Annotated in this window: 16 protein-coding genes; 7 read left to right on the forward strand and 9 right to left on the reverse strand. The window is 66.5% G+C overall.

Going from position 1 to position 16,131, the window contains the following annotated elements; translation table 11 throughout:
* Positions 1-2: 2 nt before the first annotated feature.
* The 7 genes from ACFWU2_RS03440 to ACFWU2_RS03470 form a co-directional block, all read right to left on the reverse strand.
* A complete protein-coding gene (locus ACFWU2_RS03440; protein ID WP_378600767.1) occupies positions 3-746 on the reverse strand; it encodes an acetoacetate decarboxylase family protein in 744 nt (247 codons plus the stop codon).
* A 68-nt stretch (positions 747-814) separates the two neighbouring features.
* A complete protein-coding gene (locus ACFWU2_RS03445) occupies positions 815-1,690 on the reverse strand; it encodes an aldo/keto reductase (RefSeq protein ID WP_378600770.1) in 876 nt (291 codons plus the stop codon).
* 137 nt (positions 1,691-1,827) lie between these two features.
* A complete protein-coding gene (locus ACFWU2_RS03450) occupies positions 1,828-2,877 on the reverse strand; it encodes an acyl-CoA dehydrogenase family protein (protein ID WP_378600773.1) in 1,050 nt (349 codons plus the stop codon).
* The gene (locus ACFWU2_RS03455; protein ID WP_378600776.1) at positions 2,874-3,851 is read right to left on the reverse strand and encodes an acyl-CoA dehydrogenase family protein; all 978 of its coding nucleotides are present in this window, start codon (positions 3,849-3,851) and stop codon (positions 2,874-2,876) included. The genes ACFWU2_RS03450 and ACFWU2_RS03455 overlap by 4 nt, the downstream gene beginning before the upstream one ends.
* Positions 3,848-5,008: an acyl-CoA dehydrogenase family protein gene (locus ACFWU2_RS03460; RefSeq protein WP_378600779.1), complete on the reverse strand. Its 1,161-nt coding sequence runs from the start codon at positions 5,006-5,008 to the stop codon at positions 3,848-3,850. The genes ACFWU2_RS03455 and ACFWU2_RS03460 overlap by 4 nt, the downstream gene beginning before the upstream one ends.
* A complete protein-coding gene (locus ACFWU2_RS03465; RefSeq protein WP_169623082.1) occupies positions 5,008-5,877 on the reverse strand; it encodes an enoyl-CoA hydratase in 870 nt (289 codons plus the stop codon). Before ACFWU2_RS03465 ends, ACFWU2_RS03460 begins: the two co-directional genes overlap by 1 nt.
* Positions 5,874-7,421 (reverse strand): FadD3 family acyl-CoA ligase, encoded by a 1,548-nt coding sequence (locus tag ACFWU2_RS03470; RefSeq protein ID WP_378600782.1) that lies wholly within the window; start codon positions 7,419-7,421, stop codon positions 5,874-5,876. Before ACFWU2_RS03470 ends, ACFWU2_RS03465 begins: the two co-directional genes overlap by 4 nt.
* A 44-nt stretch (positions 7,422-7,465) precedes the next feature.
* Here ACFWU2_RS03470 and ACFWU2_RS03475 point away from each other — a divergent pair, with 44 nt between their 5' ends.
* The 7 genes from ACFWU2_RS03475 to ACFWU2_RS03505 all read left to right on the forward strand — a co-directional run bounded on the left by ACFWU2_RS03475 (position 7,466) and on the right by ACFWU2_RS03505 (position 14,414).
* Complete coding sequence (locus tag ACFWU2_RS03475; RefSeq protein ID WP_378600785.1) at positions 7,466-8,674, forward strand: acyl-CoA dehydrogenase family protein; 1,209 nt, start codon at positions 7,466-7,468, stop codon at positions 8,672-8,674.
* Complete coding sequence (locus ACFWU2_RS03480; protein WP_378600788.1) at positions 8,671-9,486, forward strand: SDR family oxidoreductase; 816 nt, start codon at positions 8,671-8,673, stop codon at positions 9,484-9,486. The genes ACFWU2_RS03475 and ACFWU2_RS03480 overlap by 4 nt, the downstream gene beginning before the upstream one ends.
* Positions 9,487-9,547: 61 nt before the next feature.
* The gene (locus ACFWU2_RS03485; protein WP_296549795.1) at positions 9,548-10,171 is read left to right on the forward strand and encodes a TetR/AcrR family transcriptional regulator; all 624 of its coding nucleotides are present in this window, start codon (positions 9,548-9,550) and stop codon (positions 10,169-10,171) included.
* The gene (locus ACFWU2_RS03490; protein WP_378600792.1) at positions 10,168-11,322 is read left to right on the forward strand and encodes an acetyl-CoA C-acetyltransferase; all 1,155 of its coding nucleotides are present in this window, start codon (positions 10,168-10,170) and stop codon (positions 11,320-11,322) included. Before ACFWU2_RS03485 ends, ACFWU2_RS03490 begins: the two co-directional genes overlap by 4 nt.
* Positions 11,323-11,469: 147 nt before the next feature.
* Positions 11,470-11,739, forward strand: a complete 270-nt coding sequence (locus ACFWU2_RS03495; RefSeq protein WP_169623088.1) for a DUF2277 domain-containing protein — start codon at positions 11,470-11,472, stop codon at positions 11,737-11,739.
* A gap of 168 nt (positions 11,740-11,907) precedes the next feature.
* The gene (locus tag ACFWU2_RS03500; RefSeq protein ID WP_378600837.1) at positions 11,908-14,235 is read left to right on the forward strand and encodes a carbon starvation CstA family protein; all 2,328 of its coding nucleotides are present in this window, start codon (positions 11,908-11,910) and stop codon (positions 14,233-14,235) included.
* The gene (locus ACFWU2_RS03505) at positions 14,232-14,414 is read left to right on the forward strand and encodes a YbdD/YjiX family protein (protein ID WP_378600840.1); all 183 of its coding nucleotides are present in this window, start codon (positions 14,232-14,234) and stop codon (positions 14,412-14,414) included. Before ACFWU2_RS03500 ends, ACFWU2_RS03505 begins: the two co-directional genes overlap by 4 nt.
* A gap of 13 nt (positions 14,415-14,427) precedes the next feature.
* Here the strand turns inward: ACFWU2_RS03505 and ACFWU2_RS03510 are convergent, their stop codons facing one another.
* Positions 14,428-14,751, reverse strand: a complete 324-nt coding sequence (locus tag ACFWU2_RS03510; RefSeq protein ID WP_378600842.1) for a helix-turn-helix domain-containing protein — start codon at positions 14,749-14,751, stop codon at positions 14,428-14,430.
* A 423-nt stretch (positions 14,752-15,174) separates the two neighbouring features.
* Complete coding sequence (locus tag ACFWU2_RS03515; RefSeq protein WP_378600845.1) at positions 15,175-16,074, reverse strand: cyclopropane mycolic acid synthase family methyltransferase; 900 nt, start codon at positions 16,072-16,074, stop codon at positions 15,175-15,177.
* Positions 16,075-16,131 lie beyond the last annotated feature (57 nt).

Raw genomic sequence — 16,131 nt, forward strand, 5'->3', positions numbered from 1 at the left:
GCCTAGGAATTCACCCGCGTGGCGTCGCCGAACGTCATCTTCAGATCCGGAATGGACGAGGTCACGAGCGCGCGACGAGGAAGTCCGAGCGACCGCAGTTCGTCCGCGATGGGATGCGATCCGAGTTCGAGCGTGGCTCCTCCCGGCCGGGTGCGCACCCCACTGGGATTCATGGACCAGGTCGTGCGGCGCGTCGTCCCGTCGAGGTGGGAGTAGGCGGCAAGAGAGGCGGCGATCCCCTTTCCGGGAAGCGCGATCCCGGGCGCTACGGTCATTTTCGCGATGAGCGCTCCGTCGGCGCTCACCGAACCTCGTTTGACGGTGCCCCGGTGATCGGCGTCGAAGTCGGCCAAGGTCTTCGGGAAACCCCAGATGCCGCGACCGGCCGCGAGGGTGAAGTCTCCGTCCACGGGCAGGCGGTGGATCAGCGCACCGGCACCACCGGTCACCAACTGCCGTACGTCCTGCACCACGCCCCCACCCGGCCGCTCGTGATCGCGGACGAGGAAGCAGACTCCGAACTCGTTGTACGGTCCGAGATCACCGTCGATGTAGTCGACGAACACCAGCGTGCACAGACCTCGCCCCGGCCGGTACTGCAGGATATCGAGGCCGGTGGGGGCGATCAGGGCTTGCGCACGTGCGGCAGGAACCGAGAACACGCCCATGAATGCGGTCGCGGCCCGGACCTGCACCGGCATCTCTACCGGAGTTCCCAGGATCGAATGGGTGGTCGTCTCGCTCATCGCTGCCTCTCCGGGACGTGGAACGCGTGCAGCAATGAGAACACGTTCTACTCCCGGAAGGGAAGGGATCAGGCCGGAGCGCCCATGTTCATCTCGTCCGGATGCATCCCGACCCGGACACCGTCGTCGAGCGTCGCGATCTCGCTCAGGTCGAGGTCGTCGAGTTCGAAATCGAACACGTCGATGTTCTGGGTGATGCGATCGTTGTGGACGGACTTCGGGATGACGATGAGTCCGTTCTGCAGGTGCCAGCGGATGAGCACCTGTGCCGGCGACACGCTGTGCCGGTCCGCGATCCGCGTGATGATCGGGTCGGTGAGAAGGGTGTTCGGCTTCGAGAGCGGCCCCCAGCCGGCGTTGCTGGTGCCGCCGAGCGGGCTCCACGATTCGACGGCGATGCCGTGCTCGGACGCGAAGGTGCGGATTTCGTGCTGGGGGAGATGCGGGTGGAGTTCCACCTGATCGACCGCCGGCAGCATGCCGCCGCGGTCGACGAGCAACTGGAGATGATGCGGCTCGAAGTTGCACACGCCGATGGCTTTCGCCTTACCGGATTCGGCGATCTTCTCGAGCGCCTCCCAGGTGCGCAGCAGCCGGTCGTTGTCCTGCAACGGCCAGTGGATGAGGTACAGATCCACGTAGTCGGTGCCCAGACGGGTGAGGCTCTCGTCGAACGCTGCCAGCGCCCGGTCGTAGCCCTGGTCGGAATTCCAGAGCTTCGTCGTGAGGAAGATGTCCTCACGCGGGACGGACGACGAGGAGAGACCCCGGCCGACGCCTTCTTCGTTGCCGTACGCGGCTGCCGTGTCGATGTGCCGGTATCCGGCCTCGTCCAGCGCGAATCGGACTGCGCTCTCGGTTTCCTCGTTGTCGGCCTGCCACACTCCCAGGCCGAGCTGCGGGATCGTGGTTCCGGAATTCAGCGTGATGTCGGGAGTCGTCATCTTTCAAGGCTAACCACTGCGGCTCCGGCTCAATCATCCGTGCACGCCGGGTGCGCCACCCCGAGCCGTGGGGCAGGGCTACGAGGTGGCGCGCTCCAGGCATGGAGAATCGGCACGGACGAAAGATGTACTCCCGGTCAGCCTGCGATCGCCTGTAGATACGCGCGTGGCGGACCGAACAACTGGGCGGTGCCGTGGGCACGCTTGAAGTACAACTGCGCGTCGTGCTCCCATGTGATGGCGATACCGCCGTGCAACTGGATCGTTTCCGACGCGACCTGCTCGAAGGCCTCCGAACAGTAGACCTTGGCGGCGTACGCGTCCTGCGGGTCCTGCGACAGTGCGGCCGCGTACGACATCGACCGCGCGGTCTCGACCAGCGCGTACATGTCGGCCATGCGGTGCTTGAGTGCCTGGAACGAGCCGATCACCCGGCCGAACTGCTTGCGGTTCTTGGTGTACTCGACCGTGAGATCGAGCGCGGCCTGCGCCGCCCCGACCTGTTCGGCCGACACCGCGATCACCGCGACCGACCGCAGTCGCTCGACGAGATCGGAAGGACACGGCACGCGTGTACCTGTGACCTCGGAGAACGAGACCTCCGCCAGACTGCGGGTGGGATCCATCGTGGGAACCCGGCGGCGCGTCACGCCCTCCGCTGCGGGGTCCACCTCGAACAACGCGGTCGTGTCGCCGTCGGTGGCCAGCACGAGCAGTGCCGACGCGACGTCGCCACCGAGCACGTAGTGAGCGGTGCCGGTCAGGACGTCACCGTCGGCGACGACACCGGGGGTGTCCCAGCCGGACTTCGACGCCCAGCACACGGCCACGATCTCGCCGGCGGCGATTCCCGGCAGCAGCCGTCCCGCAGCGTCGGCATCACCGGACAGCAGCAGCGCCTGCGCCGCAAGGACCGCGGAGCCGAGGAACGGCGTGGGGGCGAGCGTGCGGCCGAGTTCCTCGAGGACCACATGGGTTTCGGCGAGAGACGCGCCGACACCGTCGTATTCCTCCGGGATCGCAAGCGCGGCCACGCCGACCTGCTCGACGAGCCGCGTCCACAGGTCGGCGTCGTACCCGTCGGGCGAGGCGATCGCTTTTCGCACCGCGGCGGAGTCGGAGTGCTTGGCGAGCAGCATCCGCACCGACTCGCGCAGTGCAGCGCGGTCTTCGGATTCGAACGTCACGACGCCACCTCGACCTTCTCCAGCGCTTCGACGATCCGCGCCCGGTGTGCGTCCGGCGTGCCCCAGGCGGTGACCAGGGCGCGGACCTTGGTGATCCACAACGACAGGTCGTATTCCTGGGTGTATCCGATCGCGCCGTGCACTTGCAGTGCGGTGCGGGCGGCCCGGTACGCGGCATCCCCGCAGGCCACCTTGGCGGCCGAGACGTCCCGCGACGCGGTCGGGAGCCCGTCGCGCATCGCGAGTGCGGCGCCGTGCAGGAGCGGCCGAGCCATCTCCAGACCCACGGCCACCTCGGCGAGGTGATGCTTGATCGCCTGGAAGGAGCCGATCGCTCGTCCGAACTGCTTGCGCTGCTGCGCGTATTCGACGGTGGTGTCGAGCAACGTCCGGCCGAGACCCTGCAACTGAGCGGCGGACGCGAGTACACCGATGTCGAACGCCGCTGCCGTATCGGTCGTGCCGAGTGTCTCGGACGGCGAGACTTCGGACAGGCGGCGTGACCGGTCGACCGACTCGCGAGCAGGTCCGGCGGTGCCCACCGATACGGTTCCGTCGGCGACGTGCAGCACCAGGGAGGCGATGTCGGTGTCCACCGCGTAGGGGACATGCGGTGCGAAAGCGACGGTGGCGAGGGACCCGCCCGCGAGCGCGGCGAGTTTCTCGGGTGCCACGGCAGAGAGCAACGCCGGCGCCACCGCGACGGTCTCGACGACCGGTCCGGGCACGGCGTGGCGGCCCAACTGCTCGAGGGCAACGACGAGGTCGACCGCGTCGGCACCGAGGCCGTCGTGCTCTTCGGGGACGAGCAATCCGTTGACGCCGGTGTCGGCGAGTCGCTGCCACACTGCGAGACCGGCGGTGGTGTCACCGGTGTTCCAGGCCCGGATCACCGCGGGCATGTCCGACTTGGTGAGCAGGGCGTCGATGCTGGACGCGAAGTCTTCGTGCGACTCGTCGAGTGCGAATCTCATCGGTCACCCCTCGGAAGGCCGAGCAGCCGCTCGGCGATGACGTTCTTCTGGATTTCGTTGGTGCCGGCGTAGATCGGGCCCGACAGCGAGAACAGGTAGCCGTCGGTCCAGCCGTCGACGAGTTCGGCGTCCGGTCCCTGCAGGCCGAGAGCGGTCTCGTGGGTCGCGATGTCCCACTCGGACCAGAACACCTTGTTGATCGACGATTCCGCACCCAGTTGGCCACCACTCTGCAGACGGGTGACCGTTGCCCACGTGGACAGCTCGTAGGCACGTGCGCCGATCCACGCGTCGGCCACACGGTTGCGGGTCGCCGTGTCGCCGTGCAGGTCGGAGTCGCGGTAGCTGCGCAGCAGGCGGTCGGTGGCCGCGAGGAACCGGCCGGGGGAGCGCAGCGACAGCCCGCGTTCGTTGGACGCGGTGCTCATGGCAACCCGCCAGCCTTCGTTGACCGCGCCGATCACTCCGGACTCGCCGGGGTTCGCAGGGTCGTCGGGCACGAAGACGTTCTCGAGGAAGATCTCCGCGAATCCGGGCTCACCGTCGAGCTGGGGGATGGGCCGGACGGTGACGCCCTCGGCCCGGAGATCGAACATGTAGTACGTGATGCCCTTGTGGCGCTGTGCATCCGGGTCTGACCGGAAGAGACCGAAACCCATGTCCGCGTACGAGGCACGCGAGCTCCAGGTCTTCTGGCCGTTGAGCAGCCAGCCGCCGTCGACCCGGGTCGCGGTGGAGCGCAGCGACGCGAGGTCGCTTCCCGATTCGGGTTCGGACCACGCCTGGGCCCAGATGTCGTCGGCGCGCGCCATGCGCGGCATGATCCGTGCGAGCTGGTCGGGGTGCGCGTGTTCGAAGAGCGTGGGGGCGAGCAGGAAGATGCCGTTCTGGCTCACCCGTCCGGGCGCACCCGCGCGGTAGTACTCCTCTTCGAACACGACCCACTGCTGCAGATTCGCGTCGCGGCCACCGAGTTCGGCCGGCCAGGACACCACCGACATCCGCGCGTCGGCGAGTTGCTGCTCCCACCGGCGGTGTTCTTCGAAACCTTCCGCGGTGTCCATGGACTTCAGCGGAACTTGCGGCACGTTCTCTTTCAGGAACGCGCGCACCTCGTCGCGGAATGCGAGGGTGTCGTCGTCGAGTTCGAGGTCCACTACTTCCCTTCCTGGGTGGGCCGCGCGCTCGCGGCCATCGACTTGGCGTTCATGCCGCCGAGCGAATCGGCGCCCACCTCGGCGTTGTGCGCGTGCGCGAAGTGGTGCAGGCCGAAGACGGAATCCATGCCGTTGCGCATGCCCATCTGGTCTTCGCACTGGTTCACGGCGCGCTTGGTCAGTGCCAGGCCGAAGCGCGGCATCTCGGCAATACGCGAGGCGAGAGAGAGGGTTTCGGACTCGAGTTCTTCGCGCGGAACGACCCGGCTGACCATGCCCACCTCGTAGGCGCGCTGCGCGCTGAAGCGATCACCGGTGTAGAGGATCTCCTTCGCGAACCGCGTTCCCAGAATCCACGGATGCGCGAAGTATTCGACGCCCGGGATACCCATGCGCACCACGGGATCGGAGAAGAACGCGTCCTCGGAAGCGACGATCAGATCGCACACCCACGCGAGCATGAGGCCGCCGGCGATGCACGCACCCTGCACCGACGCGATGGTCGGCTTCGGGATCTCACGCCAGCGGCGGCACATCCCGAGATACACCTCCATCTCGCGGGCGTAACGCTGGTCGCCGCCGGCCTTGTCCACGTGGTCCCACCACATGACGGCCTTGTTGTCGTAGTGCACGTGGTGGTCGCGGCCCGGGGTGCCGAGATCGTGGCCGGCGGAGAAGTGCTTACCGTTGCCGGCCAGCACGATCACCTTCACCTCGTCGTCTTCGACAGCCCGCTCGAATGCGGCGTCCAAGGCGTAGGTCATGACCGAGTTCTGCGCGTTGCGGTAGTCGGGACGATTGAGAGTGACGATCGCGACGCCGTCGCGCACCTCATAGGTGACGACGTCGGGTTCGAATGGGACGGTCATGACTTCTCCTCACGCAGAACGTTTTTCAGTACCTTGCCGGACGGGTTTCGGGGCAGTGCGTCCACGAACCGGACCGACCGCGGAACCTTGAAGTTGGCGAGTTTCTCTTTGGCATACGCGATGACGTCGTCCTCTGTGGGCTGCTGCCCGTCCAGTGGGACGACGAACGCCCGCCCGACCTCGCCCATGCGCGCGTCGGGCACCCCGATGACCGCCACCTCGTGCACCCCGGGAACACGCAGCAAGGCGGCTTCGACTTCCGCCGGGTACACGTTGAACCCGCCGCTGATGTACATGTCCTTGAGCCGGTCGGTGATGTCGAGGTAACCGCGCTCGTCGAGCACGCCGACGTCGCCCGTATGCAGCCATCCGTCCGGGTCGATGGTGGCGGCGGTCGCCTCGGGATCGTCGAGGTACCCGAGCATCACGTTGGGTCCGCGGAGCAGGATCTCGTCCTTCTCGCCGATGCGTACCTCGAAGCCGGCGGTGGCGCGGCCCGAGGAGGTGGACACGGTCACCGGATCGTCGTCGACCCGGCACATCGTGGCGACCACGGCTTCGGTCTGCCCGTACGCGGTGAGCACCGCGTCGAAGCTCAGTTCCCGCTGCATGCGCTCGACCAGGGCGACGGGCACCGGCGCGGCACCCGTGATCGCGATGCGGAGGGTCGACATGTCGTACTCGTCGCGCCGGGGGTGATCGAGAATCGACTGGTAGATCGTGGGTGCTCCGGGAAGCACGCTGATGTTCTCCCGTGACACGATCGCCATGACCTTCTCGGTGTCGAACACCGCCATGGGGACCACCGTCGCGCCCTTGAGCAGTGCCGCGACGAACCCGGCCTTGTAGCCGAAGCTGTGGAAGAACGGGTTGATGATCAGATAGTTGTCGTCGGGAGACAGTTCGGCACAGTCACCCCAGGCGTCGGCGACACCGATCGTTTGGCGATGCGCGCTCAGCACGCCTTTGCTGCGGCCGGTGGTGCCGGAAGTGAAGAGGATGTCGGCCACATCGTCGGGTTGCACGGCATTCGCGCGAGCGTCGGCCTCGGCGCGCAGATCCTCGGTCGCCAGTGCCAGGAAGTTGCCCCACTCGAATACGTCGTCGCGCGGAGCGTCGTTCCCGCCCAGCGGGACCCGCACGACGGTGGGGACGACGAGTTCGGGTGCGGCATCGCGCAACTGGGCGAAACGGTCGCTGCCGAGGAATTCCCCGGCCACCACGAGGGCTGCGGCGCCCACTCGCTCGACGATGTCGGCGGCTTCGCTACCCGTGTAGCGGGTGTTGACGGGGACGACGACTCCGCCCGCCCACTGCACGCCCAAAGCGGCGATCTCCCAGTGGAAAGTGTTGGGGGACCAGATGGCGGCGCGGTCACCCGGCCGGAATCCGCGGGCCACGAGTGCGGCAGCGAAGTCCCGTACATGGTCGTGCAATCCAGAGAAGGTCAGACGGGTCTCGCCGTCGACGACGGCGAGTCCGTTCGCGTGGTCGCCGACGGCACGGATGAGGGCGGCCGGCGTGGTTCCGGGTGTTGTGTTCACGTAGCTCCCTACCTAGCAATTGCTTGGTAGGTTATCGTACAGACGTGCACGAGAGCGAGAGCCTGGACAATGCGGAATTCGCGGCCACCGTACGGCAGTGGCTCGAAGAGAATCTGACCGGCGAATTCGCCGGGCTCAGAGGCAAAGGCGGACCCGGTAGCGAACACGAATTCTTCGAACAACGACTCGCGTGGGATCGTCACCTCGCGGCGTCGGGCTGGACCTGCATCGGCTGGCCCACCGAGTACGGCGGGCGGGGCGCGACGATGGAACAGCGCGTCATCTTCCACGAGGAATATGCGAAGGCCGACGCCCCCGCGCGCGTCAACCACCTCGGCGAGGAACTGCTCGGCCCCACCCTCATCGCGTTCGGAACCGAGGAACAGAAGCAGCGCTTCCTTCCCGGAATCCGCAACGTCACCGAGTTGTGGGCGCAGGGTTATTCCGAACCCGGCGCCGGCTCCGATCTGGCGAATGTCGCCACGACCGCCCGCCTCGACGGCGACAAGTGGGTCATCAACGGTCAGAAGGTATGGACGTCCCTTGCGCACGTCGCGCAGTGGGCTTTCGTCGTCGCCCGTACCGAACCGGGATCGTCCCGCCACCACGGCCTGAGCTTCCTGCTCGTGCCGCTCGACCAGCCCGGCGTGACGGTGCGTCCCATTCAGCAACTCACCGGCACGTCCGAATTCAACGAAGTCTTCTTCGACGACGCCGTGACCGACGCGGACCTCGTGGTGGGCACGCCCGGCGACGGCTGGAAGGTCGCCATGGGCCTGCTGACCTTCGAGCGTGGGGTCTCGACCCTCGGTCAGCAGATCGGGTTCGCGCGCGAACTGCAGACCATCACCGATGTCGCCGCGGCGAACGGCGCGCTCGACGATCCCGCTGTCCGCGAGAAGATCGCCCGTGCCCGCATCGGACTACGGGTGATGCGGGCGCACGCGGTGCGTACCCTGGACGACGCAGATCCGGGACAGGCATCCGTCGCGAAGCTGTTCTGGGCCAACTGGCACCGCGACCTGGGCGCACTGGCGATGGACGTGGAGGGCGCGGCCTCACTGGTGGGTCCCGACCACGACCACGCCGGCACACCGTCCGTCCTCACGGACCCCGAACACCTCGAACTCGCGGAGTGGCAGCGACTGTTCCTGTTCACCCGCGCCGACACCATCTACGGCGGATCCAACGAGATCCAGCGCAACATCATCGCCGAGCGCGTGCTCGGCCTTCCCCGGGAGGCACGTCCGTGACCACTTCGCCCAGCGCCATTTCACCCCTGGCCACCGCGCCCGTCGAAACACCGGGCCACGGTCTGCTGACGGGGAAGAAGGTCGTCGTCACCGCCGCCGCGGGTACCGGAATCGGATTCTCGTCGGCACGGCGCGCTCTGCTCGAGGGTGCCGACGTGCTGATCTCCGACTTCCACGAGCGTCGTCTCGGTGAGGCCGCCGACAAACTCGCGGCGGAATTCCCCGAGCAGCAGGTCGCGTCGATCGTGTGCGACGTCTCGTCCACCGAACAGGTCGATGCGCTGATCTCCGGTGCCGCCGAACAACTCGGCCGCATCGACGTGCTCATCAACAACGCCGGTCTCGGCGGGGAAACCCCGATCGTGGACATGACCGACGACCAGTGGGACCGCGTCCTCGACATCACCCTCACCAGCACCTTCCGCGCCACCCGCGCGGCACTGCGGTACTTCCGCTCGGTCGATCACGGCGGCGTGCTCGTCAACAATGCGTCGGTGCTCGGCTGGCGTGCCCAGCACTCGCAGGCGCATTACGCCGCGGCGAAGGCCGGCGTCATGGCGCTCACCCGATGCTCGGCGATCGAGGCCGCCGAGTACGGAGTGCGGATCAACGCGGTCGCCCCGTCCATCGCCCGGCACGCCTTCCTCGCGAAGGTCACCAGCGAGGAACTGCTCGACCGGCTTGCCGCGGGTGAAGCCTTCGGCCGGGCCGCGGAGGTGTGGGAAGTCGCAGCCACCATCGCAATGCTCGCGAGCGACTACACCACATACCTGACCGGCGAGGTCGTCTCCGTCTCCTCGCAGCGCGCCTGATGCGCCCGTGCGCGGCTCCCCGCACCCGGGACCGCGCACGGCAGCTTGAAAGGATGTCTCCATGACTCCACCTCGCGACGACAGCAACGGCAAGTCGGGACGCCGCGCCGAACTGCTCGCCATTGCTGCTGATCTGTTCGCTTCGCGGGGCGTCCGCGCGACCACCGTGCGCGACATCGCCGACGCGGCCGGGATTCTCTCGGGAAGCCTCTACCACCATTTCGATTCGAAGGAATCGATGGTCGACGAGATCCTGCGCGGATTCCTCGACGACCTGTTCGACCGGTATCACAAGATCGTCGCGTCGGGGCTCGACTCCCGTGCGACGCTCGAGGCTCTGGTGACCACGTCGTACGAGTCGATCGACAGGTCGCATTCGGCGGTGGCGATCTACCAGGACGAGGCCAAGCACCTCGAAGGCGAACGCTTCGCGTACATCGCCGAACGGAACACCGAATTCCGGGAGTTGTGGATCGGTGTCCTCGAGCGTGGCGTGGCCGACGGTACGTTCCGGCCGCATCTCGATGTCGAACTCGTCTTCCGGTTCGTCCGCGACACCGTGTGGGTCGCGGTGCGGTGGTATCGCCCCGGCGGCGCCCTCACCGTAGAACAAGTTGCGCAGCAATACCTTTCCATCGTTCTCGACGGACTGTCGAACCCGGATCTGCATAAGGAGCAATCATGACCGAGGCCTACATCGTCGACGCGGTGCGCACACCGATCGGCAAGAAGAAGGGCGGACTGTCCGGCGTGCACCCGGCCGATCTCGGCGCGCACGTCATCAAGGCCGTCGTCGAGCGCACCGGAATCGACCCGGGCGACGTGGACGACGTGGTGTTCGGCTGCGTCGACGCCATCGGCGGTCAGGCCGGCAACATCGCCCGCACCGCGTGGCTCGCTGCCGGATACCCGCAGCACGTGCCCGGCGTGACTGTCGACCGCCAGTGCGGGTCGAGCCAGCAGGCGCTGCACTTCGGCGCTCAGGCGATCATGAGCAATACCGCCGACCTCATCATTGCGGGCGGCGTGCAGAACATGTCGCAGATCCCGATCTCGTCGGCGATGACGGCCGGGCAGCAGTACGGCTTCGACACTCCCTTCGGCGGGTCGACGGGCTGGACCGAGCGCTACGGCAGCGACGAGGTGTCGCAGTTCAAGGGCGCCGAGATGATCGCCGACAAGTGGGATATCAGCCGCGAAGAGCTCGAGCAGTGGGCTCTGCAGAGTCACGAGCGCGCCAAGGCCGCCATCGCCGCCGGCCGCTTCGACAATGAGACCGTGCCGCTCGGTGACGCGACCGTCGACGAGGGACCGCGCGAGACCAGCCTCGAGAAGATGGCATCGCTCCAGCCGCTCGTGGAAGGTGGCCGCCTCACCGCAGCCGTCGCGAGCCAGATCTCCGACGGTGCCTCCGCGGTATTGCTCGCGTCGGACGAGGCCGTGAAGAAGTACGGACTCAAGCCCCGCGCGCGGATCCACCACCTCAGCGCACGCGGCGACGACCCGATCTTCATGCTGACCGCGCCGATTCCGGCGACGCAGTACGCCCTCGAGAAGACCGGCCTGACGATCGACGACATCGACCTGATCGAGATCAACGAGGCGTTCGCACCGGTCGTGCTGGCCTGGATCAAGGAGATCGGCGCCGATCCGGCAAAGGTCAACGTCAACGGCGGCGCGATCGCGCTCGGTCATCCCCTCGGCGCGACCGGCACCAAGCTGATGTCGACGCTCCTGAACGAACTCGAGCGCACCGGCGGTCGCTACGGACTGCTCACCATCTGTGAAGGCGGCGGCACCGCCAACGTGACGATCATCGAGCGTCTCGACTCCTGACGCCCTCGGTATCCGCCCCCGGTTCGTGTCCGGGGGCGGACACCGCGTGCGTGTCACGGAATCGACGGATCGGTGACGCGCTGCCGGTATACATCCGTAACGGGCGAGGCGCTGTCGGCACGGTCGTTCGGGACTACCCTTCGGGATATGTGCCGGAACATCACAGAACTGCGCGGACTCGAACCGGCCGCGACCGCCGAGGAAATCGAGGCGGCCGCCCGGCAGTACGTCCGTAAGGTCACCGGAATCCAGTCCCTGTCCGACGCGACCCGGGAGCCGTTCGACCGGGCTGTCGCCGAGGTTGCCGCGACGACCACCAGGCTGCTGGCGTCGCTTCCCGAACGGAGACAACCTCCCCGCACCGTTCCGCCGTTACGGCGTCCCGAGGTCCGGGCTCGGATGGCGGCGCGCGGCTGACGCCCTACGGCTGCGCAGGGTAACGCGCTCGAACCTCAGCATTCGGACCATTTTCCCGGTTCTCACCGGCTTCGCGCGAGTAGCGTGACGCAGGCCAGCATCGTGCGCGAGGACGCGGACCACCGCGGCGTCGCGCACGGTCCCGCGCCGACCCGGTGAGGAGCCGAAATGGCGGTCGAGCAGTCGCCGTACAGCCGCGAGTACGTCGAATATCTCCGTACGGATCCGGATCTGCCGCCGGTCGGCGTCGTCGATCGAACCCCGATGTCGCTCACCGCGCGCATCGTGTTCGTCCTCTTGGCGGTCGCCGGTGCCGTCGCCTGGGCCGTGATCGCGTTGGTGCGCGGCGAGGACGTCAATGCCGTGTGGTTCGTCATCGCGGCGGTCTGTACATATCTGATCGCGTACAGGTTCTATGCCAAGTTCATCGAGCGAAAGATCGTGCAACCGCGCGACGATCGTGCCACGCCCGCCGAGGTGCTCGAGAACGGCAAGGACTACATGCCGACCGACCGGCGGGTGTTGTTCGGTCATCATTTCGCCGCGATCGCGGGCGCGGGACCGCTCGTCGGTCCGGTTCTCGCCGCGCAGATGGGTTATCTGCCCGGCACGATCTGGATCGTCGTCGGAGTGGTCTTCGCCGGAGCGGTCCAGGACTTCCTCGTGTTGTGGATCTCGACGCGGCGCCGTGGGCGCAGCCTGGGGCAGATGGCGCGCGAGGAACTCGGTGCGGTCGGCGGAACCGCCGCGTTGGTCGCGGTTTTCGTCATCATGGTCATTCTCATCGCGGTACTCGCCTTGGTGGTGGTCAATGCCCTGGCCGAGAGCCCGTGGGGGTTGTTCTCCATCGCGATGACCATCCCGATCGCCTTGTTCATGGGCGTGTACCTGCGGTTCCTGCGACCCGGCAAAGTCGCGGAGGTCTCGCTCATCGGGGTGGCCCTGTTGCTGCTGGCGATCATCTCCGGCGGGTGGGTCGCCGAAACGAACTGGGGTGCAGAATGGTTCACCCTTTCTCCGGTCACCATCGCGTGGCTGATGATCGCCTACGGGTTCGCGGCGTCGGTGCTACCGGTCTGGCTGCTGCTCGCGCCGCGTGATTACCTTTCGACGTTCATGAAGGTCGGCACGATCATCCTGCTCGCCGTGGGCATCCTCGTCGCCCGTCCCGTTATCGAGATGCCGGCCGTGTCGTCGTTCGCGGTCGCCGGGAACGGACCCGCTTTTGCAGGTTCGCTGTTCCCGTTCTTGTTCATCACCATCGCGTGCGGCGCACTGTCCGGCTTCCACGCCCTGATTTCCTCGGGCACCACCCCGAAGATGCTCGAGAAAGAGAAGCAGATCCGGCTGATCGGATACGGCGGGATGCTCACCGAATCGTTCGTCGCGATCATGGCGCTGGTCACGGCCTGCATCATCGATCAGCACCTGTACTTCGCGCTCAATGCCCCCGCCGTGCTCACCGGAGGCACCCCGGAGACCGCGGCGGCCTACGTCAACGGACTCGGCCTGTCGTCGCCGGATATCACTCCCGAGCAGATCGCCGGGGCTGCGGCGGCGGTCGGGGAGGAATCGATCATCTCCCGCACCGGTGGTGCACCTACGCTCGCCTTCGGTATGTCCCAGGTGCTCAGCGACCTGTTCGGTGGCGACGCACTCAAGTCGTTCTGGTACCACTTCGCGATCATGTTCGAAGCGCTGTTCATCCTCACGACCGTGGATGCGGGAACCCGCGTCGCCCGCTTCATGCTCTCGGACTCGCTCGGCAACTTCGGTGGTCCCGCCCGCCGTTTCAAGGATCCGTCCTGGCGGCCCGGCGCATGGTTCTGCTCGCTGGTTGTGGTCGCCGCGTGGGGCGCGATCCTGCTGATGGGCGTGACCGATCCGCTCGGCGGCATCAATACCCTCTTCCCGCTGTTCGGCATCGCCAACCAGTTGCTCGCGGCGATCGCCCTGACCGTCGTTCTCACCATTGTGGTGAAGAAGGGAATGACGAAGTGGGCGTGGATTCCCGGTGTTCCGCTGGTGTGGGACCTCATCGTGACGATGACCGCGTCCTGGCAGAAGATCTTCTCGTCGGACCGTGCGGTGGGGTACTGGGCGCAGCACCGCGCTTTCGTGGACGCAAAGAACTCGGGCGCGACCGCGTTCGGGTCGGCGGACAGCGCCGACGAGATCGACGCGGTCATTCGGAACACGTTCATCCAGGGCACGTTGTCGATCGTGTTCGCGGGACTCGTGCTCATAGTGGTAGCGGCGGGTCTCGTCGTGTGCGTCCGGGCCGTGCGTGCGGGTGGGCTGCCGACGACGGAGTCTCCGGATGTTCCGTCCAAGATCTTTGCTCCCGCAGGGTTCGTTCCGACCCCTGCCGAGCGGGAGTTGCAGAAGGAGTGGGACGAACTGATCGCGTCGGGCAAGGTCCGGTCTCCCGGTGCGGCGGTGACGCGGGACGGCCCGTTGCGCCGGCACGCTCACGAGAAGACGGGCACCTCATGAGCGCGGTACTGCGACGAGTGTGGTGGTGGCTCGGAGCGTTGATGGGCGACCACGACTACGCGCGCTACGTGGAACTGCACCGCAGGCTCCACCCGGGGTGTCCTGTCCCGAGCGAGCGTCAGTACTGGCGTGAGCGTCACGCGGACGCCGACGCGAACCCCGGCGCGAGGTGCTGCTGACCCGCGTAGCCGGCTACTCGTCGTGCTTGCTTCGGCGCAGTTCGTCGTTGATACGGAGGGCTTCGGTGAGCTGATCCTCCAGAATGATGATCCGGCACGCCGCATCGAGTGCGGTGCCCTGGTCGACGAGTTCCCTCGCGCGGGCGGCGATGCGCAGCTGATATCGCGAATACCGCCGGTGCCCGCCTTCCGACCGCATCGGATTGACCAGGTTCGCGGTATCGAGACTCCGGAGGAAGGCTTGGGTGACGCCGAGAATTTCGGCGGCGCGTCCCATGCTGTACGCAGGGAAGTTCTCGTCGTCGAACTTGTCTTCGGCGTCGTTGTTCTGCTTCACGAGGTGTGCGTGTCGCCCTTCGTATACATGGACGGGGACCCCGGCGCCTACGGCGCCGGGGTCCAGGGGCTTACGTTCGTAGATTTCTACTTGCACGGGCCAACTGGTCGGTCGGCCTTTCTACCTGTGTCCCGCCTCGGTGGACGGAACCTGATCTCGAAAACTGACCGCGCACCACCTCCAAGCCGGGTAATTCCTTATGTCCTGGGACCGCACCAACTCCGGCCCCGATGGAGTCGGACGCTTCGAGTACTTACCTACTCAACTCACTGCCTCGACGCGCCCTACCCCAAGCCTTTCGCAACTCCTCAGCGGGCGGTTCGTCCTTGCCCTCTTTCGGACTCGCTCTCACTTACAACACATAATCTACAACTGGGAAACACGAATGTCTACAGCGGCCACTACAGATTTCTGTGATCGTCGTCATGATGCACGGTGGCTGCCGGCTCGGCTCCGGTTGTGCTTGACGAGGGTGAACTGTTGGAGGTCGATCAGGCCCCGCCGGAAATTCTCCGCGCAACCGGTGAGGTATCGCATGTACCGCTGATAGACCTCTTCGGAGGCCAGTTCGACTGCCTCCTCATGGCGTGCTTCCAGTGCGCGTGCCCACAGATCCAGCGTGTGTGCGTAGTGCGGTTGCAGCGATTCGATGTTCTGCACCCAATAGCCGTGGCGCTGGGCACCGGTGATGATCATGTCCCGTTCGGGAAGCTGCCCGCCCGGAAAAATCTCTCTCAGGATGAAGCGGAGGAACAGCGCGTCGTCCCGGTTCACCTCCACGTCCATGTCCTCGAGCAACTGCCGCGAGTGGCCGACGATGGTATGCAGCAGCATCCGGCCGTCGGGGGGCAGGATGCGCGAGGTGCGCTCGAAGAATGCGTCGTAGCGCCGCCGGCGGAAATGCTCGAAAGCGCCGATGCTCACGATGCGGTCCACCGGCTCGTCGAAATCCTCCCAGCCCTGTAGTCGGACTTCGGCGGAGCGGCGCCCCAGCGCGAGCCCGGAGATCATCTCGGAGACGTGCTCGTACTGGTTTCGGCTCAGGGTCAGGCCGATGACATTGACGTCGTAACGCTCGATCGCCCGCCGCATCGTCGACCCCCACCCGCACCCGATGTCGAGCAGCGTCATGCCCGGCCGGAGGTCGCATTTACCGAGGGAGAGATCGATCTTCGCTTTCTGGGCATCCTCGAGCGACATGTCGTCGGTCTCGAAGAACGCACAGCTGTAGGTGCGCGTCGGGTCCAGGAACAGGTCGAAGAAGTCGTCGGAGAGGTCGTAATGGGACTGCACGTTCTCGTAGAACGGGGTCAGTTTCGGCATAGAGGGCACCCTTCGCACTGGCGGCCGCGCGCTGCACACCGCGGTGCGGCTGGGCGA

The sequence above is a fragment of the Rhodococcus sp. NPDC058639 genome (assembly GCF_042717545.1).
In the GTDB taxonomy this organism is placed as follows: Bacteria; Actinomycetota; Actinomycetes; order Mycobacteriales; family Mycobacteriaceae; genus Rhodococcus.